The 22743-nt window shown below is 64.9% G+C and carries 20 protein-coding genes; 9 read left to right on the forward strand and 11 right to left on the reverse strand.

Translation table 11 applies throughout. The annotated features are described in order from the left end of the window. Positions 1 to 39 precede the first annotated feature (39 nt). Positions 40 to 1419, forward strand: a complete 1380-nt coding sequence (locus ACNA0R_RS25645) for an amidase (protein ID WP_415828898.1) — start codon at positions 40 to 42, stop codon at positions 1417 to 1419. Between the two features lie 12 nt (positions 1420 to 1431). Here ACNA0R_RS25645 and ACNA0R_RS25650 read toward each other — a convergent pair whose 3' ends face one another. Beyond that, complete coding sequence (locus ACNA0R_RS25650) at positions 1432 to 2364, reverse strand: LysR family transcriptional regulator (RefSeq protein WP_415828899.1); 933 nt, start codon at positions 2362 to 2364, stop codon at positions 1432 to 1434. Positions 2365 to 2730: 366 nt separating this feature from the next. Here ACNA0R_RS25650 and ACNA0R_RS25655 point away from each other — a divergent pair, with 366 nt between their 5' ends. From ACNA0R_RS25655 to ACNA0R_RS25670, 4 genes are all read left to right on the forward strand, one after another. Further along, positions 2731 to 3726, forward strand: coding sequence for an N-carbamoyl-D-amino-acid hydrolase (locus tag ACNA0R_RS25655; RefSeq protein ID WP_415828900.1), 996 nt, complete (start codon positions 2731 to 2733; stop codon positions 3724 to 3726). A gap of 81 nt (positions 3727 to 3807) precedes the next feature. Beyond that, positions 3808 to 4842 carry a threonine ammonia-lyase gene (locus tag ACNA0R_RS25660; protein WP_415828901.1) on the forward strand — a complete coding sequence of 345 codons (1035 nt, stop codon included), beginning with the start codon at positions 3808 to 3810 and terminating at the stop codon, positions 4840 to 4842. A gap of 131 nt (positions 4843 to 4973) precedes the next feature. Next, positions 4974 to 5957, forward strand: coding sequence for a Bug family tripartite tricarboxylate transporter substrate binding protein (locus ACNA0R_RS25665; RefSeq protein WP_415828902.1), 984 nt, complete (start codon positions 4974 to 4976; stop codon positions 5955 to 5957). A gap of 67 nt (positions 5958 to 6024) precedes the next feature. Beyond that, complete coding sequence (locus ACNA0R_RS25670) at positions 6025 to 7497, forward strand: N-acyl-D-amino-acid deacylase family protein (RefSeq protein ID WP_415828903.1); 1473 nt, start codon at positions 6025 to 6027, stop codon at positions 7495 to 7497. Positions 7498 to 7557: 60 nt separating this feature from the next. On the opposite strand, the gene ACNA0R_RS25675 is transcribed toward ACNA0R_RS25670, so the two are convergent. Continuing rightward, positions 7558 to 8316: an IclR family transcriptional regulator gene (locus ACNA0R_RS25675; RefSeq protein ID WP_415828904.1), complete on the reverse strand. Its 759-nt coding sequence runs from the start codon at positions 8314 to 8316 to the stop codon at positions 7558 to 7560. A gap of 143 nt (positions 8317 to 8459) precedes the next feature. Here ACNA0R_RS25675 and ACNA0R_RS25680 point away from each other — a divergent pair, with 143 nt between their 5' ends. Genes ACNA0R_RS25680 through ACNA0R_RS25690 form a run of 3 tightly spaced genes read left to right on the forward strand, consistent with a single transcriptional unit; the run spans position 8460 to position 11212 of the window. Continuing rightward, positions 8460 to 9833 carry an MFS transporter gene (locus ACNA0R_RS25680; protein WP_415828905.1) on the forward strand — a complete coding sequence of 458 codons (1374 nt, stop codon included), beginning with the start codon at positions 8460 to 8462 and terminating at the stop codon, positions 9831 to 9833. Beyond that, positions 9802 to 10296, forward strand: coding sequence for an ureidoglycolate lyase (locus ACNA0R_RS25685; protein WP_415828906.1), 495 nt, complete (start codon positions 9802 to 9804; stop codon positions 10294 to 10296). Before ACNA0R_RS25680 ends, ACNA0R_RS25685 begins: the two co-directional genes overlap by 32 nt. Beyond that, on the forward strand, positions 10286 to 11212 hold the full coding sequence (locus tag ACNA0R_RS25690) for a polysaccharide deacetylase family protein (RefSeq protein ID WP_415828907.1): 927 nt from the start codon (positions 10286 to 10288) through the stop codon (positions 11210 to 11212). Before ACNA0R_RS25685 ends, ACNA0R_RS25690 begins: the two co-directional genes overlap by 11 nt. A 330-nt stretch (positions 11213 to 11542) precedes the next feature. On the opposite strand, the gene ACNA0R_RS25695 is transcribed toward ACNA0R_RS25690, so the two are convergent. From ACNA0R_RS25695 to ACNA0R_RS25715, 5 genes are all read right to left on the reverse strand, one after another. Next, complete coding sequence (locus ACNA0R_RS25695; protein ID WP_415828908.1) at positions 11543 to 12643, reverse strand: ornithine cyclodeaminase family protein; 1101 nt, start codon at positions 12641 to 12643, stop codon at positions 11543 to 11545. 28 nt (positions 12644 to 12671) lie between these two features. Then, positions 12672 to 13667: a Bug family tripartite tricarboxylate transporter substrate binding protein gene (locus tag ACNA0R_RS25700; protein WP_415828909.1), complete on the reverse strand. Its 996-nt coding sequence runs from the start codon at positions 13665 to 13667 to the stop codon at positions 12672 to 12674. A 199-nt stretch (positions 13668 to 13866) separates the two neighbouring features. Further along, positions 13867 to 15492 carry an OpgD/OpgG family glucan biosynthesis protein gene (locus ACNA0R_RS25705; RefSeq protein ID WP_415828910.1) on the reverse strand — a complete coding sequence of 542 codons (1626 nt, stop codon included), beginning with the start codon at positions 15490 to 15492 and terminating at the stop codon, positions 13867 to 13869. A 271-nt stretch (positions 15493 to 15763) separates the two neighbouring features. Then, entirely contained in the window at positions 15764 to 16300 is a 537-nt protein-coding gene (locus ACNA0R_RS25710) for an OmpA family protein (RefSeq protein WP_415828911.1), read from the reverse strand. A 129-nt stretch (positions 16301 to 16429) separates the two neighbouring features. Continuing rightward, entirely contained in the window at positions 16430 to 16843 is a 414-nt protein-coding gene (locus ACNA0R_RS25715) for a hypothetical protein (protein ID WP_415828912.1), read from the reverse strand. Positions 16844 to 17330: 487 nt separating this feature from the next. Here ACNA0R_RS25715 and ACNA0R_RS25720 point away from each other — a divergent pair, with 487 nt between their 5' ends. Beyond that, positions 17331 to 17930, forward strand: a complete 600-nt coding sequence (locus tag ACNA0R_RS25720; RefSeq protein WP_415828918.1) for a PIN domain-containing protein — start codon at positions 17331 to 17333, stop codon at positions 17928 to 17930. Here the strand turns inward: ACNA0R_RS25720 and ACNA0R_RS25725 are convergent. From ACNA0R_RS25725 to rpsO, 4 genes are all read right to left on the reverse strand, one after another. Next, a complete protein-coding gene (locus tag ACNA0R_RS25725) occupies positions 17878 to 19095 on the reverse strand; it encodes a threonine ammonia-lyase (protein ID WP_415828913.1) in 1218 nt (405 codons plus the stop codon). The two genes, ACNA0R_RS25720 and ACNA0R_RS25725, sit on opposite strands and share 53 nt — an antisense overlap. 49 nt (positions 19096 to 19144) lie before the next feature. Beyond that, the gene (locus ACNA0R_RS25730) at positions 19145 to 19876 is read right to left on the reverse strand and encodes a hypothetical protein (RefSeq protein WP_415828914.1); all 732 of its coding nucleotides are present in this window, start codon (positions 19874 to 19876) and stop codon (positions 19145 to 19147) included. Between the two features lie 198 nt (positions 19877 to 20074). Continuing rightward, a complete protein-coding gene (pnp, locus tag ACNA0R_RS25735) occupies positions 20075 to 22240 on the reverse strand; it encodes a polyribonucleotide nucleotidyltransferase (RefSeq protein ID WP_415828915.1) in 2166 nt (721 codons plus the stop codon). An 89-nt stretch (positions 22241 to 22329) separates the two neighbouring features. Further along, positions 22330 to 22599, reverse strand: a complete 270-nt coding sequence (gene rpsO, locus ACNA0R_RS25740; RefSeq protein ID WP_086066376.1) for a 30S ribosomal protein S15 — start codon at positions 22597 to 22599, stop codon at positions 22330 to 22332. Positions 22600 to 22743 lie beyond the last annotated feature (144 nt).

The raw sequence follows: 22743 nt of genomic DNA on the forward strand, positions 1-22743 counted from the left end.
TAATTGGCTTCAACAACGCAGCACTTCAGGTAAGCAACCATGGATCTGATGGATCTCAGCGCCCGTGACCTGGCCAGCCGTATCCGGCGCAAAGAGGTCACGCCCGTGGAAGCCGTGCAATCCGCGCTGGCGCGCATGGAGGCCCGCCGGGACTTGAATGCCTTCATCACCGAAACGGCCGACCTTGCGTTAGCCACGGCGCGCGCCGCCGAGGACAAGGTGATGCGGGGCGACGTGCTGCCGCCGCTGCACGGCGTGCCTTACTCGGTCAAGGACCTGACGGCGACGGCCGGGGTGCGAACGACCATGGGCTCGTTCATCCATGAAAACCATGTGCCCGACTATGACGCCGTGGCGGTGGCGCGGGCAAAGGCCGCGGGCGCCATCCTCATTGGCAAGACCACTACCCCGGAGTATGGGCACAAGCCCTACGCCACGGCGCCGATCTTCGGACGCACCTACAACCCCGTCAACCGCGATTACACGCCCGGCGCTTCGAGCAGCGGAGCGGCCGTGGCCGTTGCCGCCGGCATGGGGCCATTGGCTTTGGGCACCGATGGCGGGGGTTCCATCCGTATCCCCGCATCCTGCTGCGGCATAGTCGGAATGAAGCCGACACTGGGCGCGATACCGCATTTGCAGGCGCCGGATCTTTACTCGCCGAATTCCTACGTCGGCCCCATGGCAAGGGATGTCGCGGATACGGCGCTGTTTTTCGACGTCCTGGAAGGTCTCGATCGGGGCGATCCCTACGGGCAAGCCGGAAAGCCCACCCAGCGGCCGGCGCCCCTGTCCCTGAAGGGGCTGCGGGTCGCCTGGTTGCCCACCGCGGGTAACCCGGTCGACCCGGAAGTGGCGGCCATCACCGAACGAGCCGTCCGCGAGCTGGAGCGGGCGGGTGCCATCGTGGAGACGGTGTTCATCGATTTCGTCGCCCTGGAAAAGCACTTCCTCGTAATCCATCGGGCCAGCGCGGCTGGCCGTATCGGCACCAATCTGGAAAAATTCCGCGACAGGATCGATCCGACCTTGGTCGAGGCCGTGCTCCAGGGCCGCGAACTGGGCGCCGTGGCGGTGATGGAAGCAGGGTATGCGCGGACAGAGTATTTTCGGAAGCTCGAACGGATCCTCGCGACGGCCGACGTATTGATCTCGCCGACGCTTTCCGCACCTCCCATGCATATCGACACCAATCTCGATGGCGAAGTGGAAATCGCCGGGCAAGCCGCCGGTACGGTTCGGGCGGCCTGGTATCCCTACACCTATCCGATGAATCTGACGGGTCATCCAGCCCTTTCCATGCCTTGCGGACATAATTCCAAAGGCCTGCCGATCGGGCTGCAGCTCTGCGGCCGGTGGCACGATGACCGCTACCTGCTAGGCGTCGCGCATCTGGTCGAACAAACCCTGGCCGGATAAGAGCGGGGGCAATCAGAGCGCCGCCGCCGGCGCTTCCTTGATGACCTGCCGCAAGGCGGTGGCGAAACGGCGCGCGGTCGTGGACAGCGGACTGTTTGCCGCATGCAGCAACTGAATCTTGTGCGGCAGCACGGGATCCGTGGGGCGCAAAACGAAGTCCCGCTGGAAGTCGGGGTGATACCCGAAGGACTCGATCAACGCTACGCCCACACCTTGCCGGACCAATGCCAGGGCCTCGGGCGTGGCGCGGATTTCGATGTCGGGTTGCAAAGGGGTCTCGCCCGAATTCATGAAACGCGCGGCCAGGCGGCCGAAGGGCGTCTCGGCTTCGTACCCGATCAATAAATGCCCGCGCAGGTCCTCCGCTCGGATGCGTGCGCGGGACGCCAGCGGATGCCCATGCGGGATCGCGCAGCCCAGCCAGCCCGCGCCTATCTCTTCGGCGGCGACGTTGGCATTGCCGGGCGGCGACATGGACGCAATGCCGAAGTCCGCATGGCCCAGGAGGATATGCGGCAACAGCATGTCGAAGGCCAGGGGCCGATAGCGTATCGTCGTGCCGGGATACTTCTCCCGGAACCGCTGGATGGTGCGGGGAATCAGCCACTCGCTGAAGCTGGGACTGCTGACCAGGCTCAGCGTACCCGTCGCACCCGCCCCCAGGCCCGTGGCTAGGGCGTTGAAACGCCCGACGTGATCGAAGATGCGTTCGCACTCCACGAACAGGCGGCGCGCCTCCGGCGTCGGCTGCAAGCGCCCCTTCACCCGCACAAACAAGGGATACCGCAAGCGATTTTCCGCCGACGCCAGGATGCGGCTGACGGCGGGCTGGGTGACGAACAGCATGCGTCCCGCCTCGCTCAGCGAGCCGGTGAGCATCACCGCGTGAAAGACCTCGATCTGCCGCAGGCTCAGCGCGGCGCCCTGGCGAGCTTGTCCAGCCATAGGGAAACGGAAGCGGATAACGGTCCAGGATTGTAGAGCCCGCACGCAGCGTCGTGGCCAGGCGGGGCGATTCCCGCGCGTGCGCGTCACGTGGGTGGCCACCACGCCCGGTCGATGCCGCACGGGTGTGGTTGTTCATCACGCACGCGCATGCGGATTTATTCAGTGCCTATAACAAAAAGCACACCCGGGTTTTCCCTGGCACGAAAAAGAACCGATGAAATCACTAAATTTATCAATGGCTTATAAACCATTGAGCGCGCGATTGCTGCGCCGCACCAGGGCTAACCCTTGCATTTACATGGACCCGGCGACGCTCCATCCTCCATGGCGATAAAGCGATAAACGCTCACCAGGAACCCCTTCATGTCCCGCACCGTTACCGTCGCCGCCGCCCAACTGGGCCCCATCCAGAAGTCGGAAGGCCGCGATGTCGCCGTAGGCCGCATGTTGCGCCTGCTCGAGCGCGCCCATCAGCGTGGCGCCGAGGTCGTCGTGTTCCCCGAACTGGCGCTGACCACTTTCTTCCCGCGCTGGTACACGGAGAACCTGGACGAAGCCGACCACTGGTACGAACAGACCCTGCCTTCCCCGGCAACCCAGCCGCTGTTCGACGCTATCCGTCGCTATGGGCTGACGATCTACCTGGGCTACGCGGAAATCGCGCACGAGCCGGATGAACAGGGCGTGCTGCGCAAGCGCCGCTTCAACACCGCCGTCATCATCGCGCCCAACGGCGAGGTCATCCTGAAGTACCGCAAGGTCCATCTGCCCGGCCATGCCGAATTCGCCACGCACCGCAAGGTGCAGCATCTGGAGAAGCGCTATTTCGAGGTGGGCAACCTGGGCTTTCCCGTCGTGCGCGCCCCGGTCGGCAAGGCCGGCCTGGAAGTGAACCTGGGCATGCTGATCTGCAATGACCGTCGCTGGCCGGAAGCGTGGCGCGTGCTGGGCCTGCAGCAGGTCGAACTGGTTCTGCTGGGCTACAACACGCCAGCCGTGAACCAGGACAATCGCGGCTTCGAGGCGCACCACCTGCGCGTGCTGCATTCGCAGCTCGCCATCCAGTCCGGCTGCTACCAGAACGCCTGCTTCGGCGTGGCGGTGGCCAAGGCCGGCAAGGAAGACGGCTTCGAACTCTTCGGTCATTCCATCATCGTCAATCCGCAAGGCGAGATCATCGCCATGGCCACGACGTGGGACGACGAGCTGATCGTCGCGGACTGCAATCTGGATATGTGCGAGCTGGGGCGGACCACCGTCTTCAACTTCGAGAAACATCGCCGGCCCGAGGCCTACGGCCGCATCGTGGAACAGGTAGGCAGCAGTGCGCCGCCCGTATGGAAACCTACCAAGGGCTGAGGGGACGAAATCCCCGCACGTGCCGTCGCGCATCGAGACCAAGCCCAGGCAGCGAACGAAAAATCAAACGCTACACCGAACATGAATCTGACTGCTCTTCCCGCCACCATCGAACACGAAATGCTCGGCACCCTGCGCGTGCCCGGCTACGAGGACGTGCTGGCCGCCGCTGACCGCATCGGGCCTTACATCCGCCACACCCCGCTGCTGCGCTCGCCCAAGCTGGACGAGCTGGCCGGCGCGCCGGTCTGGCTGAAGCTGGAGAGCCTGCAGGTCACGGGCTCCTTCAAGGCCCGCGGCGCCTTCAACGCCCTGCTCAATCTTGACCCGGCCCAGCGCGCCCGCGGCGTCGTCGCCTATTCGACCGGCAACCATGGCCAGGCCGTCGCGTGGGCCGCGCGCACGCTCGGCATTCCAGCCACTATCGTGATGCCGGTGGATGCGCCCGCGAACAAGGTCGAAAAGGCTCGACGCCACGGCGCCCAGGTCGTGCAGTACGACCGCGAGCGCGAGAGCCGCGAAACCATAGGCATGCGCCTGCTGGGAGAAACCGGCGCCACGCTGGTGCCGCCGGGCGATCATCCGGACGTGCTGGCCGCGCAAGGGACTTTGGCGCTGGAAGCCCTGCGCGATCTGCCGCCGCAAGCGCTGGAGAACCTCGGCCTGTTCGCCACGCCCTGCGGCGGCGGCGGTATGGCCGCGGGCTGTGCGCTGGCCCTGCAGGCCCTGGCGCCGCAAGCCCGCCTGGTGGCCGCCGAGCCCGCCGGCTACGACGACACCGTGCGCTCGCTGGCCAGCGGCAAGCGCGAGGCCAACGCGCCGGGCGCGAAGACGCTGTGCGATGCGCTGATGGCCGCCATTCCGGCCGAACTGCCCTACGCCATCAATGGCCGCCGCCTGGACGCTGCCGTGGCGGTGACCGACGAACAAGTCGCCGCCGCCATCCGGTTCGCACTGGACGAACTGCGCCTGGTGGTCGAGCCCGGCGGCGCCGTCGCACTGGCCGCCTTGCTGGCCGGCCTCATATCGACCCAAGGCAAGGACACGCTCATCGTCCTGTCGGGCGGCAACATCGACCTGCCGCTGTTGACGCGCATCGCGCGGGAGGACATCTGAAACCCTGTTCCCGGATTTGCCGTTAAGTCCGTCTCTTTGGTTTTTCGCAGCACATTGTGTTTTACCGGCGCGCCATTCGTTGGGGGCGCGCCACCCAGAACTTCTATAACAGTCCAAGGAAGGAATTCACCATGCCGTTCTCGTACATGCGCCGCATCGCGCGCGTCCTCACCGCCGGCTGCATTGCCGCCGCCCTGCCCATCGCCGCGCACGCCGCCTACCCGGAGCGCCCGGTCACCATCATCGTGCCGTTCAACACGGGCACCACGCCGGACATCCTGACCCGCCTGCTGGCCTCGGTCCTCAGCAAGGACACCGGCGGCAGTTTCGTGGTGCAGAACAAAGTGGGCGCCTCGGGCATCATCGGCACCCAGTACCTGACCAACCAGCCGGCCGACGGCTATACCCTGGCCTACGCCAACGTGGCGACGCTGGCCATCAACCAGTCCCTGTATGCCAAGCTGCCTTACGATGCCGACAAGCAGCTCGCGCCCGTGGCCCTGACCGGCTCGGTGCAAAACGTACTGGCCGTGCGCCCCAGCCTGGGCGTGAAGAGCGTCAGCGAGCTGATCGCACTGGGCAAGAAAGAACCGGGCAAGCTGGTCTACTCCTCGGGCGGCAACGGCACCACGGGCCACCTGAGCGCCGCAATGTTCGGCACGATGGCGGGCGTGCAGATGATGCACGTGCCCTACAAGGGCGGGGTCGAGGCCGACCTGGCCGTGTTGCGCGGTGAAGCCGACCTGGTGTTCGATAACATCTCGTCGATCGCGACGTTCATCGACCAAGGCAAGGTCATTCCGCTGGCCGTGACCGGCGCGACGCGCGATCCGCTGCTGCCCAACCTGCCCACGCTGGACGAATTGGGCCTGAAAGGCTACCGTGCCGTGGCATGGACAGGCTATGTGGCGCCGGCGGGTGTCGATCCGAAGATCCTGGACTGGCTGAACGCGGCCATCAACAAGGCCTTGGCTGAACCGGAAGTGCAGGCAAAGCTGAAGACCCTGGCCTATGTACCGACCATCAAGCCGCGCCAGGCGCTGTTCGATCTCGCCCATGAGGAACGCCCGGTGTGGGCCAAGGTGATCAAGGACGCGAACGTCCACGTCGATTGATCCAACCGTCGAAACCCTTCAATGGTCGACGCCGGAATCCCGGCGTCGCCTTTCTCCGGATAAAGCCATGACCCGTGCCGCCCAGCCTCATTACGACATCCTGATCCGCGGCGGCACGATCATCGATGGTTCCGGTGCGCCACGCTATACCGCCGACGTGGCCGTCGCGGGCAAGCGCATCGTCGCCATCGGCGACCTCGCCGCCGCCTCGGCCGACGAGGTCGTCGATGCCGCCGGCAAAATCGTCGCCCCGGGCTTTATCGACTCCCACACGCACGACGATCGCTACCTGATCATCGACCCGGGAATGCCGGCCAAGCTGAGCCAGGGCGTGACCACGGTCGTCACCGGCAATTGCGGCCTGAGCCAGGCGCCCTGGCTGCCGGGCAAGCGCAGGGAAGTACCCGCGCCCATCAACCTGCTAAGCACGGACACGGCCGATTTTCCCTACGCCACCTTCCGGGCCTACCTCGAACGGCTGGACAACAGTCCCGCCGCCGTCAACGCCGCATGCCTGGTCGGCCACACGTCGCTGCGCGCCGCCGCCATGGAAGACCTGGACCGCCCCGCCAATGCGGCCGAAATCGCCCACATGCAGGCGCTGCTGCGCGAAGCGATGGAGGCCGGCGCCATCGGCCTGTCCACGGGCACGGCCTACCCCACCGCCATGCCGGCCACCACGGAAGAACTGATGGCCGTGGCGAAAGTGCTGCGGGATTACGGCGGCATTTACACCAGCCACATCCGCGACGAAGCCGACCAGATCTTCGCCGCGCTGGACGAGGCCTTCGCCGTGGGCGCGGCGGGCCAAGCGCCCGTGCTGGTCTCCCACCACAAGCTGATCGGACCCAGGAACCACGGCCGTTCCGTGCAGACCCTGGCCCATATCGCCCAGGCCGCGGCACGCCAGCCCGTGCGGCTGGATGCCTACCCCTACGTCGCCGGCTCGACCATCCTGCGCAAGGACCGCTTGGCCGTATCCAGCCGCATCATCGTCACCAAGTCCGAACCGCTGCCGCAATACGCGGGCTGGGACCTGGACAAGATCGCGGAAGACATGGGCGTGACGCAGGAGGCGGCGGTGGACGCCCTGCAGCCGGCGGGGGCCATCTACTTCATCATGGACGAGGCGGACGTCGAACGCATTCTTGCCTATCCCGGCACGATGATAGGGTCGGACGGCCTTCCGCACGATCCCGCGCCGCACCCCCGCCTGTGGGGAACATTCCCGCGCGTGCTGGGCTACTACTGCCGCGAGATGCAGCTCTTTACGCTGGAAGAGGCCGTGCACAAGATGACCGGGATGACGGCGGGCTACTTCCGCCTGCCCGAGCGCGGCCTGCTGAAGACCGGGCACTATGCCGACATCGTTATCTTCGATGCCGAGACCATCGCCGACACCGCCACCTGGTCATCGCCGACGCGGCAGGCCAAGGGCATAGCCTGCGTGTTCGTCAACGGTGCGCCGGCCTGGCGCGATGGCAAGAGCACGGGATCACGCACCGGCGCCGTCGTGCGGCCCGTGGGTAAGGCGGCTTGAGACGGTAATGACGCGTGCCAGGACCGGCACATGCGCTGTGTGCCGGCGTACGGCAGCCGCCTAGCCGCCGCTCGACGCCTCGAACGCCAGCGCGATCTCCGCGGCGTATTCGCGCAAGACCGGCACCTTGTCGACCATTGTCTCGTAGTCCATGCGAGCCGTCGGCGCCGACACGCACAACCCGATGAATGCATTGCTACGCAGCGGGAGGCGCACCCCCACGCCGACGACGCCCGCATTCCATTCTTCGTTGCAGGATGCCCAACCTTGGGCGCGGATCTCATTGAAATGGGCCCGCAGGCGCGTTTCGCTGGTCAACGTCCTGTTCGTGAACTTGCGGCGGGTCGACGACCGGAACCACTGTGCCAAGGCGTCTTCCGGCATATGCGCCAGATGCAGCTTGCCTATGGACGTGCAATGTAGCGGCCCCCGATTGCCCTGCTCCAGATGCAGGCCGCCCGGCCGCCGAACCGCCGCGGCGTCCACGCAGACCAGCTCGCCATCCACGACCATGCTGATTTGCGCGAATTCCCCCAGCGAAATCGTCAGGGCCTTCAAGAGCGCGTGCGGCTGGTCCGCGTTCAGCGATGTCTGGACGGCGTCGATGCCAAGACGCGTCAGCCGCGCTCCAGGCATGACGCGCTTGGACGAAAGATGCCGCGCCAGCACGTTGCGGTCGATCAGTTGGACGACCAGGCGATGCGTGGTCGGCATGGCCAGGCCCGTCAGCTCCGCGATTTCGGTGACCGAAAGGGGGCGTCGGGAGGCGGCCACGGCCTCCATGATCATCAGTGTCTTGTCTATCGGGGCGTCATCCACGGCGGCGATCCGGCTTCCCAAATTTGAGAAGAGAAATTCCGGATTCCGGGAAATCCGGCTTGTTGCGGTCAGGGGCCGAGCATAGCATCCACCCCGGCGTCGAGAGAGATCGGCGCGGCAAATAATCTTAAGGGGTTCCCATCATGGATTACAACGGCAGCAGTTCCCCGGGCGGCAACGCCATCTCGCCCCACGACAAGGCGCTTATCGCGAAAGCGGCGCGGCGGCTCATTCCGCTGATCATGATCCTGTATGTGGTGGCCTACCTGGACCGGGTCAATATTTCCTTCGCGGCCCTGCAGATGAACGCCGACCTGGGACTGTCCAATGCGGTCTACGGCTTTGGCGCCAGCATGTTCTTCATCAGCTACTTCCTGTTCGAGGTGCCCAGCAACCTGATCCTGGACAAGGTCGGTCCGCGCCGCTGGATCGCACGCATCATGATCACCTGGGGCATCGTGTCCGCATGCATGGCCTTCGTTCAGGGCGAGAAGAGTTTCTACGTGCTGCGTTTCTTGCTGGGCGTGGCGGAGGCAGGCTTCTTCCCGGGCATCGTCATGTACATCAGCTACTGGTTTCCCAAGTCCTACCGGGCGCGCTTCACCAGCATTTTCATGATGTCGATCCCCGTGTCGGGCCTGATCGGCAGCCCGATATCCGGCTACATCCTGGACGGCATGCACGGCGTCGGCGGCCTGGCGGGCTGGAAATGGATGTTCATCATCGAGGCGCTGCCCGCCGTTGTGCTGGGCATCGCCTGCCTTTGGCTCTTGACCGACCGGCCTGCCAAGGCGGCCTGGCTGACGCCGCCCGAACGCGAGCGCCTGGAGGCGATCCTGGCCGAAGAGCGCCGCAACCTGGAGGCCGTACGGAAATACAAGCTGTCCGAGGCATTCACCTCGCCCGGCGTTCTTCTGCTCGCCGGCATCCTGTTCTGCATCGTGTTCGGCGTAACCGGTATTGCCTTTTTCCTGCCGCAGATCATCAAGAGCTTCGGCTTCTCCAACACGGCGGTCGGATTTCTTAGCGTGCTGCCGTTTCTGGCCGGGGTGTGCGCCATGTATCTGTGGGCCCGCCATTCCGACATGAAAAGCGAGAAGATACGCCACCTGGGCGCCGCCCTGGTGCTGGCCGGCGCGGGCTTCATCTTCACCACCTTCGTCCTGGGCAACCACACCGCGGCATTGATCGGGTTGATCGTGTCCGCGGCCGGGGTCTACGCGGCCAACACCATGCTGTGGACGCTGCCCACTTCATTGCTGACCGGCACGGCCGCCGCTGCCGCGGTAGCGCTGATCAATTCCCTGGCGAACCTGAGCGGTGTCCTCGCGCCGCCGCTGCTGGGTTGGAGCCGCGACGTCACGGGAGGCTTCGCCGCCACGGGCGCCATCTTCGCCGGGTTCGTAATACTGGGCGCGCTGCTGACCTGGGCCTTCTCGCGTAGCGAACTGGCCAAGGGCGAGAGCATCGACAAGGAGAAACCTCATGCCATTGCAGCACATCGCCGTTCGGCCTGACGGAGACGTCCGCCTGGCCCCTTACGGCGTGATCTTTCCGGTCACGCCGGGCGACGAACGTATCTCGATACCTTTGGAGCACACGGGAGCTACAGGGCGCGGCGTATTCACGGCCACGGTGATATGCGCACGCTCCAGCCGCGCAGCCGGCCCAATCAGCGGCATGGAGCGACACCCCCATTCCGTGCAGGCCTTCGTCCCGCTGGGCGCATACCGGCTCGTCGCCGTAGCCGCGTCCGGCGGCGAGCCACCCACCGAGCCAGGACAACTGGCCGCCCTTTATATCCCGGCGGGATGGGGGTTCGCCTGGCACCCGGGCGTGTGGCATACCGGCATGATGGGTGACGGCATGGATGCCGCGCTCGTCTCGATGGTCCGCCGCATTCCGGACGGTAGCGATACCGAAACCATCACTCTGCCCTTTTCCTTCAACCCTGCGGAGCCGCACGCTCATGGCAAATAACAATCGTCCGCTGCGCGATCTGGCCGGATACGGAAAATCGCCACCCAGCCCGAAGTGGCCCGCGCAAGCGCGGGTGGCCGTCAATATCGTGATCAACGTCGAGGAAGGCTCCGAACCCTCGGTACTCGACGGCGATGCCGACAGCGAGGTCGGGCTCATCGAGACCGGTGGACGCGCCTTCCCCGGCCGCGACCTCGGCGCCGAGTCAATGTTCGAGTACGGTAGCCGTGCAGGCTTCTGGCGCCTGTGGAAGATCCTGCAACGCTACCGCGCGCCCGCCACATTCTTCGCCTGTTCCTTGGCGCTGGAACGCAACCCCGCCATTGCCGCCGCCATTCGCGACGGCGTCGCGACCGGCGACTACGATGTATGCGGCCATGGCTTGCGCTGGGAGCGCCACCAGACGCTGAGCCAGGAAACCGAAGCCCGCGCCATCCATACAGCCTACGACCAGATCGCCGCCCTGACCGGGGCGCCTCCGGCCGGCTGGTATTGCCGCTATGCGCCCACGGTGCATACGCGGGAAATCGTCGCTGCCCATGGGGGCTTCCTGTACGACAGCGATGCCTATAACGACGACCTGCCCTATTGGGTAACGGTCAAAGACCGACCGCACCTGGTGGTGCCGTATACGCAGGTGATGAACGATGCCAAGTTCCTGCGTGGCGGTTTGAATACCGGCTCCGACTTTTTCGAGGTGCTGCGCGAGCAATTCGATGCGCTATGGGAAGAAGGCGCGACGGAGCCGAAGATGATGTCCATTGGCCTGCACTGCCGCGTCGCCGGGCACCCTTTCCGCGCCACGGCCCTGTCCCGTTTCCTCGCTCATATCACCGCGCGTCCCGATGTGTGGCTGTGCCGGCGTGTGGACATCGCGCGCCACTGGATGGAGCACCATCCCTATCTGCCGACCTGATCTGGCCTGGGGCTTGCCCGACCTTCCCGTCGGAGTGTCCGTACGCACGCCGAGCGCGACTGAGCGGGCAGCGCGACGATTGCCATTCGCATGGCCTGTATCGCCTGTTCATGTGCGTGGACCAGCTGGATGGCTGCCGCCGGCGGCAGCGAAACCAGGAAAAAGAGTATCGAGCACGGCGTGTGGATCAGCCGGTCCTGCGGCGATCGGCTCGCGGTCGTCAGGGACCTGATCGTCGAGGGCGGGCATCGTGAAAGACCTGCGCATCACGGCGCAATGACTCGCCCGCTGGCGACCCGGGACGCCAGGGTTCACGTACCGCCCGTCCGGTCAATTACGAATATCCTGGATGAACCACTCCAGTGGCAGTTCATGCCCGAGCCCTTGCTCTCTGGCCTTGCGGTACACCACGCCGCCGACGGAGGAGAACTGCACGCCCCAGTTGCCCACCGTGTAGTAGAAGGTGATCTGGTCATCCCGCGTGCGGCCGGCGGCCTTGCCGGAGATCACGTCGGTATAGACCGGCCAATCCTGGGTCGGCAGCCGCGATTTCTTCGGCTTGGGTAGACGCTGTTGTTCTTCCTCGGTTCCGGCCACATAGGCGCCCGGACTGCCGGAAATCCCTTTACGGAAGCGCTCGGTCTCCGGCATGGGCAGTTCTTCCTTGCCCTGCTGCACGGCCACGTCGAAACGCTGCACGATAGATGCATCGATCTCGCGCGGCGTGAGCACGACGACGTGCATGCCAGGCTCCAGCCAGTCCGCTTCCAGCACCGGCGTCATGCTGTCCGTGCACGTCGCGACGATGTCCGCGCCGCGCACGGCATCGCGCGGCGTGTCGACGGGGATGATCTCCACGCCGAAACGCGCCGCGCACTCGTGGGCGAAACGTTCGCGGTTATCGCGATTCCGGCTGTAGACACGCACGCGCTGAATGCCTCGTACAGCGAGTATGGCTTCCAGGAAGGTACGCGCCATGCCACCCGAGCCGATGATGCCCAATTCACGCGAATCTTCACGCGACAGCAGCCGCGTGCCTATCCCGGCCGCGCCGCCAACACGCATATGCTGCAGATGGCCGTCATTCATCAAGGCCAGCGGCTCACCGTTGCCGGTGCTGAACAAAAATACCAGCCCGCACCAGGTGCCCGGCGCGATGCAGTACTTCTGCTCGCTGCCGCCGGCGCCCTCGTTGCGCGGCCATACCAGGATGTCCGACTTCAGCCGCACTGCCAGGATGCCGTCACTGGCGCCGTCCACCGTGCCCCAGCGGTAGTAGCCGTCGTCACGGTCGCAGGGCACGTACATATCGATGCGCGGCCGGCCGATCGCCGCGCCGGTCAGCAAGCCGGCGAACGCGCGTTCCTGCGCTTCTATGCATTCGCGCATGGTCAGCACTTTCTCGACGACTTCGTTGTTGATCAGAAGCATGTTTTCTCCAGGAGGCCGCCGCGGTCCGCTATTGCGGCTGGATGCCGGACTTACGGATAACCTCGCCCCAGCGCTGGCTTTCGGCGCGGATGAAGTCCCTGAACTGTTCCGGCGTGGATCCTTTCGGCTCCGCGCCCTCGTCGACCAGCATCTTATGGACGGCCGGCGCGTGCACGAACTTGACGATTTCGTGGTTGAGTTTATCGATGATCGCCCTGGGCGTTCCCTTGGGCGCGAGTACCCCGTACCAGACGCTGGCGGCGTAGCCAGGTACGGTCTCCGCCACGGTAGGCACATCGGGCAGGGCCGGATTGCGCTGTGGCGTGGTCACCGCCACCGCGCGCAGCTGATGGTTCTTGACGAAGGCCAGCCCCGCCGTCATATCGGCGAAGGTCATGGTGACCTCTCCCGTCATGACGGCCTGGATGGCGGGCGCCGTGCCCTTGTACGGCACATGCAGCATGTCGGCGCCGGACAGCACCTTCAACAATTGCGCGGACAGGTGGGCCGTGCCGCCCAGGCCGGATGAAGAAAACGTCAGCTTCCCGGGCTCCTTGCGCGCCAGGTCCAGCAGGTCCTTGACGGTATGGATAGGCGAGTCGTTCTTCACCAGCAGAACCGCCGGTACGTCGGCGATCAGGCTGATGGGCTCCAGGTCCTTCTGCGGGTCGTAATTCAGCTTCTTCATCAGATACGGCGCGACGACCAGCGGCGAAGGCGAATCCAGGATCAAGGTATAGCCGTCCGGAGGCGCGGTCGTCAGGGACTGCGTACCCACCACGCCACCGGCGCCCGGCCGGTTTTCCACCACCACGGATACGCCCAGCTCCCTGGTCAGGTTCTGCGCCACCATGCGCGCCATGATGTCCACGCCACCGCCCGGCTCATAAGGGGAAATCATCCGTATGGGTCGATTGGGATAGGCGCCACCGGAAGCGCCTTCGGCCTGGGCGGCACAACCAGGCCCTATGACCATGCTGACGTTCAGGACGGCGTACAGGGCCAGGCGGCAAGGCAGCTTCATATCGTTGTCTCCGATCACCTTGGGGCAGGCCGATGTCCGCCGACCCGGCCATGTTGTGCTTATTAGTATGCTACGGTATACCATCTTTGGCGCAGCAGCAATGCGGGTTTACTGCGCACGACAGCAGACCTGATGCCCCTGGAAAAGAAAAAGCCCGGCGGTTTCCTGCCGGGCTTCTCTGGGCGGTTGGACGGCTTCCTCACGGGTACCGGCGTTTCTCCGGCGGCGGCGGGAAATACTGATACAGCCACGTCTCGCTAAGCACCTGCTTGTCGCTGATGCGGCGGATAAAGCCTCGCATTTCCACGGGCTCCGTGCTGTCGCTGGTGGGATACCAGTCGAACATGGCGCGGAAGCCCTCCACTTCCGGATGCAGCGCAAAAATCTGGAAGTCCTGGGCACGGCCATGCGACACCGTGATCACGGACTCCAGGCGTTCGTTCCGGTCCATGCCCTGCAAGGGCCCGCCGATGAAATCGATGGCGAAGCGCCGGGCCCAGACCTTGGGATAGTGTTCCCCCGGCGCCCAGCCTTCCGTGAATCCACCCATGCCGGTACGCGTGGCCAGCACGTGTGCCAGCGTCGGCTGCACCGGCGCCAGCGCGGCCCAATGCAGCTTGTAGCCGTAATGCAGCGACTGCCCGGCCTTGACCGGCTCCTTGGGATTCCAGAACGCCACGATGTTGTCCAGCGTCTCGCCCGTGGTGGGCAGTTCCATCAGGTTGATGGCGCCCTCGCCCCAGGCGGTGGTGGGCTCCACCCACAAACTGGGACGGCGGCTGTACCAATCCACGGTGTCCTGATAGGACTTGAAATCATGGTCCGTTTGCAGCAGCCCGAAGCCGCGCGGATTATTGTCCAGATACACGTTGAACTGGATATGCTCGGGATTGTTCAGCGGCCGGCAGATCCACTCGCCATTGCCGCGCCACATCGACAGCCGATCCGAGTCGTGGATCTTGGGATGAATGGTGTCGCACATGCGGCGCTCGTTGGTGCCGCAGCTGAACATGCTCGTCATGGGCGCGATGCCCAGTTGCTTGATGTCCTGGCGCGCGTTCAGATGCGCGTCGATGTCCATGATGACGCGATCGGGCAGGCAATTAATATCGAAGCGGTAGGCGCCGGTGACGCTGGGCGCGTCCATCAACGCGTACAGCACAAAGCGCGTGGCGTCCTGGGCCGGCGTCTCGAACCAGAATTCGACGAAGTCGGGGAATTCTTCGACCGTCCCCACGTAGGTATTCACCGCGACGCCGCGGGCCGACAAGCCATACTGGCCGGTGTTGTCCACCGCGCGGAAGTAGCTGGCGCCCAGGAAGGACACGATGTCGTATTTGTCGATGTTCGGCTGCTTGAACACCTTCAGGCCGGAAAAACCCAGGTCGCCCTTGAGCTGGCTGACATCCACCCCGCTGCTCTGGTAGTTGAACAGCTCGGGGCGGAAATGGACTTCCTTGGCGACGCGGGTCTCGGGGTCGATGCTGTGCATGCGGACCGGCGTCCGGAACCCCATGCCGACGTGGAAGAACTGTACGTCCAGCTGGCCCTTGCGGCCCCACAAAGAATGCGCGGCGTCGTACTGGATGGCATTGAACTGCTGCGGGGTCATGTCCGCCAGCGTGGGCGGCAGGACTTCCCGGGTGTCCACATAAGGCGTGGCCGCCAGCCTTTTGGCGCGATCCTGCAGTCCGTCGAAACTGAAGGGTTTGGCTTCGCCGTCGGCGATGTCCGCGACGGCGCGCGAGGCAAGCAGGAAAGAGGCCGGCAAACCCGTGCAGGCCGCCAAGGCCGTGGAGGCTTTGAGCAGTGATCGTCGGTGCATGGATACCTATGGAAAACGGAGCCAAAGAAAAAGCGTGGCCGGAACCGCGCCACGCCCGTGCACTCACATTGAACCATAGCTGAACGAATATTCCGACAGCCGCGCGCGCCGGAGAAAACTTGCGTGCCGAGAAGTCACGAACCGACACGCTCGGAAAAAAAACCGGCGGTCCGAAGCGCCGCTATCGGGTATCCGACAGGGAGCGTCTCGCGATCGCCGGTGCGGACGAAGGGCGCCGATGGTCCCTTCGATTTCATGCAGGGACGAAAGATCAGGCCATCAGGAAATAGGCGGCACGCGTGGAAAGCTCGAGGGAGGCCGATTTCGGACTGCCGTAGATTTCGATACGCACACCTTTTTCCTTGGCGATGCCGGAATCCTTATTGCCATAGCCGGGACCCCTGAGCGTGACGTCGATCAGATTGCTGTCCACGCCTTTCATGATCAGGTATGCCTTCACGGCGTTGCCGCGCGATCGTGCGGGCTCCTTGAGTATCGGGTTATAGGCCTTGATCTCGATCTCGGTAACGTTCATGTTCTTGACGGCCGCGACCACCCTGTCCAGTTCGCCTCGCAGGCGATCGCTTCCGATGATCTCCTCCACCGAACCGGCCATTCTCCCGATGACGAAGTCGATCGTGTCACGCTTGCCCCGGATATGCGGTTCCGTCGATGCCGCGGAGGCTTCATAGGCGGACAGCGCCTGGGTTGCTTCGCTGGCGGCCGTGGCTTTGGTCGGCGCAGCGTTGTCGGCGAAAGGCGCAAAGGTCGGGACGTTGTGGGATGCGCCTACGGATTGGCTGTACATGGTCATATCTCCTTCAGAGTGACGGGAAATGCGGGCGATATGTTTCTCGCTTCAGGAGGCCGGTTCCGCGGCGCGCGACGGATCTGCTGTGTACCGATGGCTTATCGGACGCATTGACCAGCCCAGATATCAGGCTGGCGGAAGCACCGCGCGCGTGGTCGCCAGCGCTGCCGCGTCCACCTGCGCACTTGCCTTGGGGGTACCCGCCACCTGGATGCGGGCGGCGACGCTCTGACTCAAATGGCCGTCCCTGTGGCTGGGTCCCGGCCCTCTCGGGCTCAAGGTAATCAGGCGCTCGTCCGCGCCATGAAGGACCAGGTACTTCTTGACGGCCTCGATGCGCGGCATGGAGAGCTCCGCGAACCAAGGGTAGTAACCCTTGATGTCGATCTCCGTGACGTTCATGCGGTGGACGGCGGCGACCACCTTGTCCAGCTGTCGACGAACCCGATCGTCGCCAACCAGATCATCCAGGGAATTGCCGACGCGGGTGATGGTAAACACGACCGGCGCGGCATCGCGCCGGAACCGGTCGAGCGTCATGGCCCGCGGGCCGGACGATGGTCCGATAGCCGCAAACGCGTGGACTGCCTGGCTCGCGGAAGCGGGTGCGGACAAGGACGGGGACGCGGATACAGGCGCCGAGACGCGCGGCGAGCCCACCGGGGCCGCCGGAGCCGGAGTGGAGCAGGCAGCGTTCAAACTTGCCGAATATGCCATTGCAAACCTCCATGAAAGTACCAGCAAAAGGGGCCGATACGTTCCGCGGCCATCGCGCCGGTTCCGGGGGTGCCGGCCGCCAGGCCGGCCCATGGCGACCATATCGGACCCCTATGACGGACGCGGCCGATTGCGGCTACGATATCGTCCGACCGCGACGGAGCGCGAGCCCCGCCGCGGCCATGCCTGGCTCGCCGACCGGCGCCCTCCTCAGCTGCATTCTTCCGCCTACGTGCTCCACTTGCCACCCGTCGCCACCGCAAGCACCACGAATCCGCCGACCTTCGTCGTGCTCGATGCCTGCGTCCTGATGTCGTCCATCCTGCGCGGCCTGTTATTGCGCCTGGCGCGCGACGACGTGTTCGCACCCATCTGGAGCGCGCGCATCGGCGAAGAATGGATCCGCAATGCGGCGCGCCTGTGGAAGGTACCGCCGGAGGAAGTGACCAGGCTATGGGATGACATGCAGCGCGAGTTCCCCGACGCCGACGCGGGCAATGTCCAGCCTTACGAAACCGGACTGCGCTACAGCGACCCCAAGGATCTCCACGTCATCGCCGCCGGCCTGGCGAAACGCGCGCGCAGCGCGCTGCAGCGGCCGCCGGCCGTGCTGGTGATGACCTGGAACCTGAAGGATTTCAACCGCTCGGAAATGCGGCGCCTGGGCCTGAATGTTTTTGATCCGGACCGCCTGCTATCGCAGTGGTGGGCGGCGTCGCCGCGTGCCTTGCGGCTGGCGCTGCAAGGCACGGCCGCCGACGTGGCCACCGTCGGCAGGGAACCGGAGCCGCTGTCGGCCACGCTGCACCGCGAGCGCCTTTACCGGCTGCGCGCGCTGGTGGAACGCGACGGTGGCGTCAATGATCGTGATTGCTCGCCGCGAACCCGATCGCATTCAGACGTTCGATGACTTCGGCGATGTGCTCCGGACCGCGCGTCTGCAGCACGAAGTCCACTTCTACATTGCGTACCGGCAAGGCGGTGAACGCGCGCTGGTGATGGACTTCGGTAATGTTGGCGTGGGCATCGGCGATGACCGCGGTCGCGTGCGCCAGGGCGCCCGGCAAGTCGCGCAGGTCCACGCGGATGCGGGCCAGCCGGCCGGCGCGCACCATGCCCCGCTCGATCAGCTCACCCAGCATCAGCGGATCGATATTGCCGCCCGTCAGCACCAGGCCGACGCGCTTGCCGCTGAAACGTTCGTCGTCCTGCGCCCGGTCGCGCAACATGGCGGCCAGCCCGGCGGCGCCGGCGCCTTCCACCACGGTCTTCTCGATTTCCAGCAGCACCACGATGGCATGCTCAATATCGCCTTCGCTGACGAGCTCGATGCGAGACACATGGCGGGCGACGATTTCCTGGGTCAGCTCCCCGGGTGAACGCACGGCGATGCCTTCGGCTATCGTGTATTGGCCGTAAGGCAGGGTCAGGCCGCGCGTCGCCTCGTACATGGAGGGAAAGCGTTCGGTCTGCACGCCGACGATCTCGATATCCGGCTTGATGGCCTTGGCGGCTACCGCGATGCCGGATATCAGGCCGCCCCCGCCTATGGGTACGACCAGCGTGTCCAGGTCCGGACGGGCTTGCAGCATTTCCAGCGCAATCGTCCCCTGCCCCGCGATGACGTCAGGGTCGTCGTAGGGATGGATCATGGTCAGCCCGCGTTCCCGCGCCAGCACATAGCCGTGCGCCTTGGCATCGTCGAAGGTATCGCCCGCCAGGACGACCTCGGCGCCAAAGCGGCGGGTATTGGCCACCTTGACCGTGGGCGTGAAACGCGGCATGACGATGACCGCCGGGATGCCCATGCGCTGCGCGTGGTAGGCCACCCCCTGGGCATGATTGCCCGCCGACACGGCGATAACGCCGCGCGCGCGCTCCGTGGCATCCAGGTTAAGCATCCGGTTCAGCGCGCCGCGCTCCTTGAAGGATGCGGTGAACTGCAGGTTTTCGAACTTCAGCCAGACTTCCGCGCCAAGCATGTCGGACAGCGTGCGGGAGTGCGAAAACGGCGTATTCAGCACCTGCCCTTGCAGACGCTGGTGGGCGGATTGGATGGCGGACAGGTCGATCACGTTATGCTCCAGAGGGATCGGCCGCGCCGGCGCGGCACCGGCCGATGCCCTAGCGCACCGGCAAAAAATTGAAGAACAGCAGGCCTTGGGCGTAATTGATGCCGACGCGCCGGCTGTTTTCCCCCAGCAGGTTGGCGATCAGATCCAGCCTGCCGATGATCGCCCCGAACTCCCGCTCGAAGCTGAGGTTGGTCGCGGTCGCGCTGATTTCATTCGCCAGCAATAAAGGCTGTCCGGCGCCGTCGCGCCGGCTGGCCAGCAGCCAGGCGGCGGCCTCGACGTTACGAGCGGCATTGTAGACGCGCTGGCCGTCCAGCACATCAGAGACATAGAAGCGCGTTTTACCGTTGTGCGAAGCAATGATGGTGTCGGCCAGGCCATAGATGAAGGCGGTGACCCGGTCGCCCTGGAAGCCCGGATCCAGCGAGACCGCGAGCACCTGGATATCGCGCAGGCCGGACAGCGGCGCCGGCGGCGTGCGGTTGTCTATCAGGCCGTGCAGCCGCGTCATCGCCGCGGCCTGGTCGGCCATGCCGCCCTTGCGCCATTCGCGCGGATTGCGGCGGTACAGCTTGTCGGCCAGGGCGTACAGGCTGTTGAGGTTGTCGCGCATTTCCAGGGTGACGGTACGGTTGAAGTCCGTCTGCATGAACTGGTCGGCGGACATGGATTCCCCGTCCGGCCGGCGTCCGTCGCGCGAGGGCGCCCGCGGCGACACACAGGCCGCGAGCATCATGCTCGCCGCCAGTATCGCCAAGGCCGTGCGCCCGCGCCGTCTCATGCCATATATGCCCGTTTGCTCGATGTCGCGTGATGTCGCTCAATGCCGCTTCATGCCGGTCCCCGCCGTCGGCGGGGCGTCGTGCCGGCACTTTACCGTACCTTGAAAAGGAAACGGCACCTTGCGGTGCCGTTTCCTGGGCAAAAACATCCGGAACCGGCGCCAGTCCCCTGCGGAACCAGCGCCTGTTGCCGCCGCTTACTGCTGCGGCTCGGATTGCGCGGCGCCTTCGGTGGCCTCGCCTTGCTGGCCCTGCTGCGCTTCGATACCGCCGATCGCCTTGATGGACAGGCGCAGGCGGCCCTTGTCGTCGGCCTCGATGACCTTGACGCGGACGTTCTGGCCGACCTTCAGCACATCGTTGATGTTGGCGATGCGGTAGTTGGCGATTTCCGAGATGTGCAACAGACCATCGCGGCCCGGCAGCACCTGGACGATGGCGCCGAAATCCAGCAGGCGCAGCACGGTGCCTTCGTAGACCTGGCCGACTTCGACGTCGGCGGTCAGTTCGACGATGCGGCGCTGGGCTTCCTTGGCCTGGGCCTCGTCCACGCTGGCGATCACGATGGTGCCGTCATCCGAGATATCGATCTGCGTGCCGGTTTCTTCGGTCAGCGCGCGGATGGTGGCGCCGCCCTTGCCGATGACGTCGCGGATCTTCTCGGGGTTGATCTTGATCGTCAGCATGCGCGGCGCGAAGGCCGACAGTTCGCCACGCGAAGCGCTCAGCGCGTCACGCATATTGGCCAGGATGTGCAGACGGCCTTCGCGGGCCTGGGCCAGCGCCACCTGCATGATTTCCTTGGTGATGCCCTGGATCTTGATGTCCATCTGCAGCGCGGTCACGCCCTGCTGGGTACCGGCCACCTTGAAGTCCATGTCGCCCAGGTGATCTTCATCGCCCAGGATGTCGGTCAGCACGGCGAACTTGCCTTCTTCCAGGATCAGGCCCATGGCCACGCCGGCCACGTGATCCTTGACCGGCACGCCGGCATCCATCATGGCCAGCGAACCGCCGCACACCGACGCCATGGAAGACGAACCGTTGGATTCCGTGATTTCGGAAACCAGGCGGATGGTGTACTGGAAGTCTTCCGGCGCGGGCAGCAGCTTCAGCAAGGCGCGCTTGGCCAGACGGCCGTGGCCGATCTCGCGGCGCTTGGGCACGCCGATGCGGCCGGTTTCGCCGGTGGCGAAGGGCGGCATGTTGTAGTGCAGCATGAAGCGGTCGCGATATTCGCCCATCAGGGCGTCGATGATCTGCTCGTCCTGCTTGGTGCCCAGCGTGGCGACGACCAGAGCCTGCGTTTCACCGCGGGTGAACAGCGCGCTGCCGTGGGCGCGCGGCAGCACGCCCAGGCGGATGCTGATCGGACGGACGGTACGGGTATCGCGGCCGTCGATACGCGGCTCCCCGTTCAGGATCTGGCCGCGGACGATGCGCGCTTCCAGGTCGAACAGGATGTTGTCCACCGCGACCGGGTCGGGTTGGCCTTCGCCGGTTTCAGCGGCGCGCGAGGCCACCTGGGCCTGCACATCGGCATAGACTTCACGCAGCTTGGTGGTGCGCAGCTGCTTTTCGCGGATCTGGTAGGCCGCGGTCAGGCCGTCCTTGGCGGCGGCGGTGACGGCGGAGATCAGCGCTTCGTTCTTGGGCTCGGGCTTCCAGTCCCATTCCGGCTTGCCGGCGTCGCGCACCAGTTCATGGATGGCGTTGATGACGGCCTGCATCTGCTCGTGGCCGTACACCACCGAGCCCAGCATCACTTCTTCGGACAGCTGGTCGGCTTCGGATTCGACCATCAGCACCGCGGTTTCGGTACCGGCCACGACCAGGTCCAGCTTGGATTGCTTGAGCTGCGACGCGGTGGGGTTCAGCACGTACTGGCCGTCGACATAGCCGACGCGGGCCGCGCCGATCGGGCCGTTGAACGGGATGCCCGAGATGGCCAAGGCGGCCGAGGCGCCGATCATGGCCGCGATGTCGGGATCGATTTCAGGATTGACCGACAGGGTGTGCAGGACCACCTGCACTTCGTTGTAGAAGCCTTCGGGGAACAGCGGACGCAGCGGACGATCGATCAGGCGCGAGGTCAGCGTTTCCTTTTCCGAGGGCTTGCCTTCACGCTTGAAAAACCCGCCCGGGATACGGCCGGCGGCGTAGGCTTTTTCGATGTAGTCGACGGTCAGGGGGAAGAAGTCCTGGCCGGGCTTTGCCTTCTTGGCGGCCACGACGGTCGCCAGCACCACCGTGTCCTCGATGGACACCACAACGGCGCCGGACGCCTGGCGGGCGATCTCTCCGGTTTCCAGTACGACCGTGTGCTGGCCGTATTGGAACGTTTTTGTCACTTTATTGAACATGACGGTTATTCCTTACAAATGAAAAACCGTGGCCGCTGCGACGATGTCGCACCGGCCACGGTTGCGTCATGGGGAACCGGCCCCGTCGATCACTTGCGCAGACCGAGTTTTTCGATCAGAGCGCGATAAGCATCGGGGTTGCGACCCTTCAGGTAGTCGAGCAGTTTGCGGCGGCGGCTGACCATGCGCAGCAGGCCGCGGCGCGAATGGTGGTCCTTGCTATGTTCCTTGAAGTGACCAGTCAGCTCGTTGATACGGGCGGTAAGCAGCGCCACTTGGACTTCGGGGGAGCCGGTATCGCCTTGAGCGCGCTGGAATTGCGCGACGATATCGGACTTCTTGATGTCAGCTACGGACATTTTTATTGACCTCTTCGGACATGCGCCAGGGCCGAGGCGCCGTGGCGTGGGTTGAACAACGGTTGGAAAACACTAGGGTTTGACAGCAAAAACCGGAGGATTATAGCTTATCGGCAGGAATTGTCAGGGAACCCTCCCCAGGCC

It is taken from the genome of Bordetella sputigena (genome assembly GCF_965137885.1).
Taxonomy (GTDB): Bacteria; Pseudomonadota; Gammaproteobacteria; order Burkholderiales; family Burkholderiaceae_B; genus Bordetella_C; species Bordetella_C sputigena.

Coding starts and splice junctions, on each gene's coding strand:
- ACNA0R_RS25645 (WP_415828898.1), top strand. CDS start 40: ATGGATCTGATGGATCTCAGCGCCCGTGACCTGGCCAGCCGTATCCGG.
- ACNA0R_RS25650 (WP_415828899.1), bottom strand. CDS start 2,364: ATGGCTGGACAAGCTCGCCAGGGCGCCGCGCTGAGCCTGCGGCAGATC.
- ACNA0R_RS25655 (WP_415828900.1), top strand. CDS start 2,731: ATGTCCCGCACCGTTACCGTCGCCGCCGCCCAACTGGGCCCCATCCAG.
- ACNA0R_RS25660 (WP_415828901.1), top strand. CDS start 3,808: ATGAATCTGACTGCTCTTCCCGCCACCATCGAACACGAAATGCTCGGC.
- ACNA0R_RS25665 (WP_415828902.1), top strand. CDS start 4,974: ATGCCGTTCTCGTACATGCGCCGCATCGCGCGCGTCCTCACCGCCGGC.
- ACNA0R_RS25670 (WP_415828903.1), top strand. CDS start 6,025: ATGACCCGTGCCGCCCAGCCTCATTACGACATCCTGATCCGCGGCGGC.
- ACNA0R_RS25680 (WP_415828905.1), top strand. CDS start 8,460: ATGGATTACAACGGCAGCAGTTCCCCGGGCGGCAACGCCATCTCGCCC.
- ACNA0R_RS25685 (WP_415828906.1), top strand. CDS start 9,802: ATGCCATTGCAGCACATCGCCGTTCGGCCTGACGGAGACGTCCGCCTG.
- ACNA0R_RS25690 (WP_415828907.1), top strand. CDS start 10,286: ATGGCAAATAACAATCGTCCGCTGCGCGATCTGGCCGGATACGGAAAA.
- ACNA0R_RS25695 (WP_415828908.1), bottom strand. CDS start 12,643: ATGCTTCTGATCAACAACGAAGTCGTCGAGAAAGTGCTGACCATGCGC.
- ACNA0R_RS25700 (WP_415828909.1), bottom strand. CDS start 13,667: ATGAAGCTGCCTTGCCGCCTGGCCCTGTACGCCGTCCTGAACGTCAGC.
- ACNA0R_RS25705 (WP_415828910.1), bottom strand. CDS start 15,492: ATGCACCGACGATCACTGCTCAAAGCCTCCACGGCCTTGGCGGCCTGC.
- ACNA0R_RS25710 (WP_415828911.1), bottom strand. CDS start 16,300: ATGTACAGCCAATCCGTAGGCGCATCCCACAACGTCCCGACCTTTGCG.
- ACNA0R_RS25715 (WP_415828912.1), bottom strand. CDS start 16,843: ATGACGCTCGACCGGTTCCGGCGCGATGCCGCGCCGGTCGTGTTTACC.
- ACNA0R_RS25720 (WP_415828918.1), top strand. CDS start 17,331: ATGTCGTCCATCCTGCGCGGCCTGTTATTGCGCCTGGCGCGCGACGAC.
- ACNA0R_RS25730 (WP_415828914.1), bottom strand. CDS start 19,876: ATGAGACGGCGCGGGCGCACGGCCTTGGCGATACTGGCGGCGAGCATG.
- pnp (WP_415828915.1), bottom strand. CDS start 22,240: ATGTTCAATAAAGTGACAAAAACGTTCCAATACGGCCAGCACACGGTC.
- rpsO (WP_086066376.1), bottom strand. CDS start 22,599: ATGTCCGTAGCTGACATCAAGAAGTCCGATATCGTCGCGCAATTCCAG.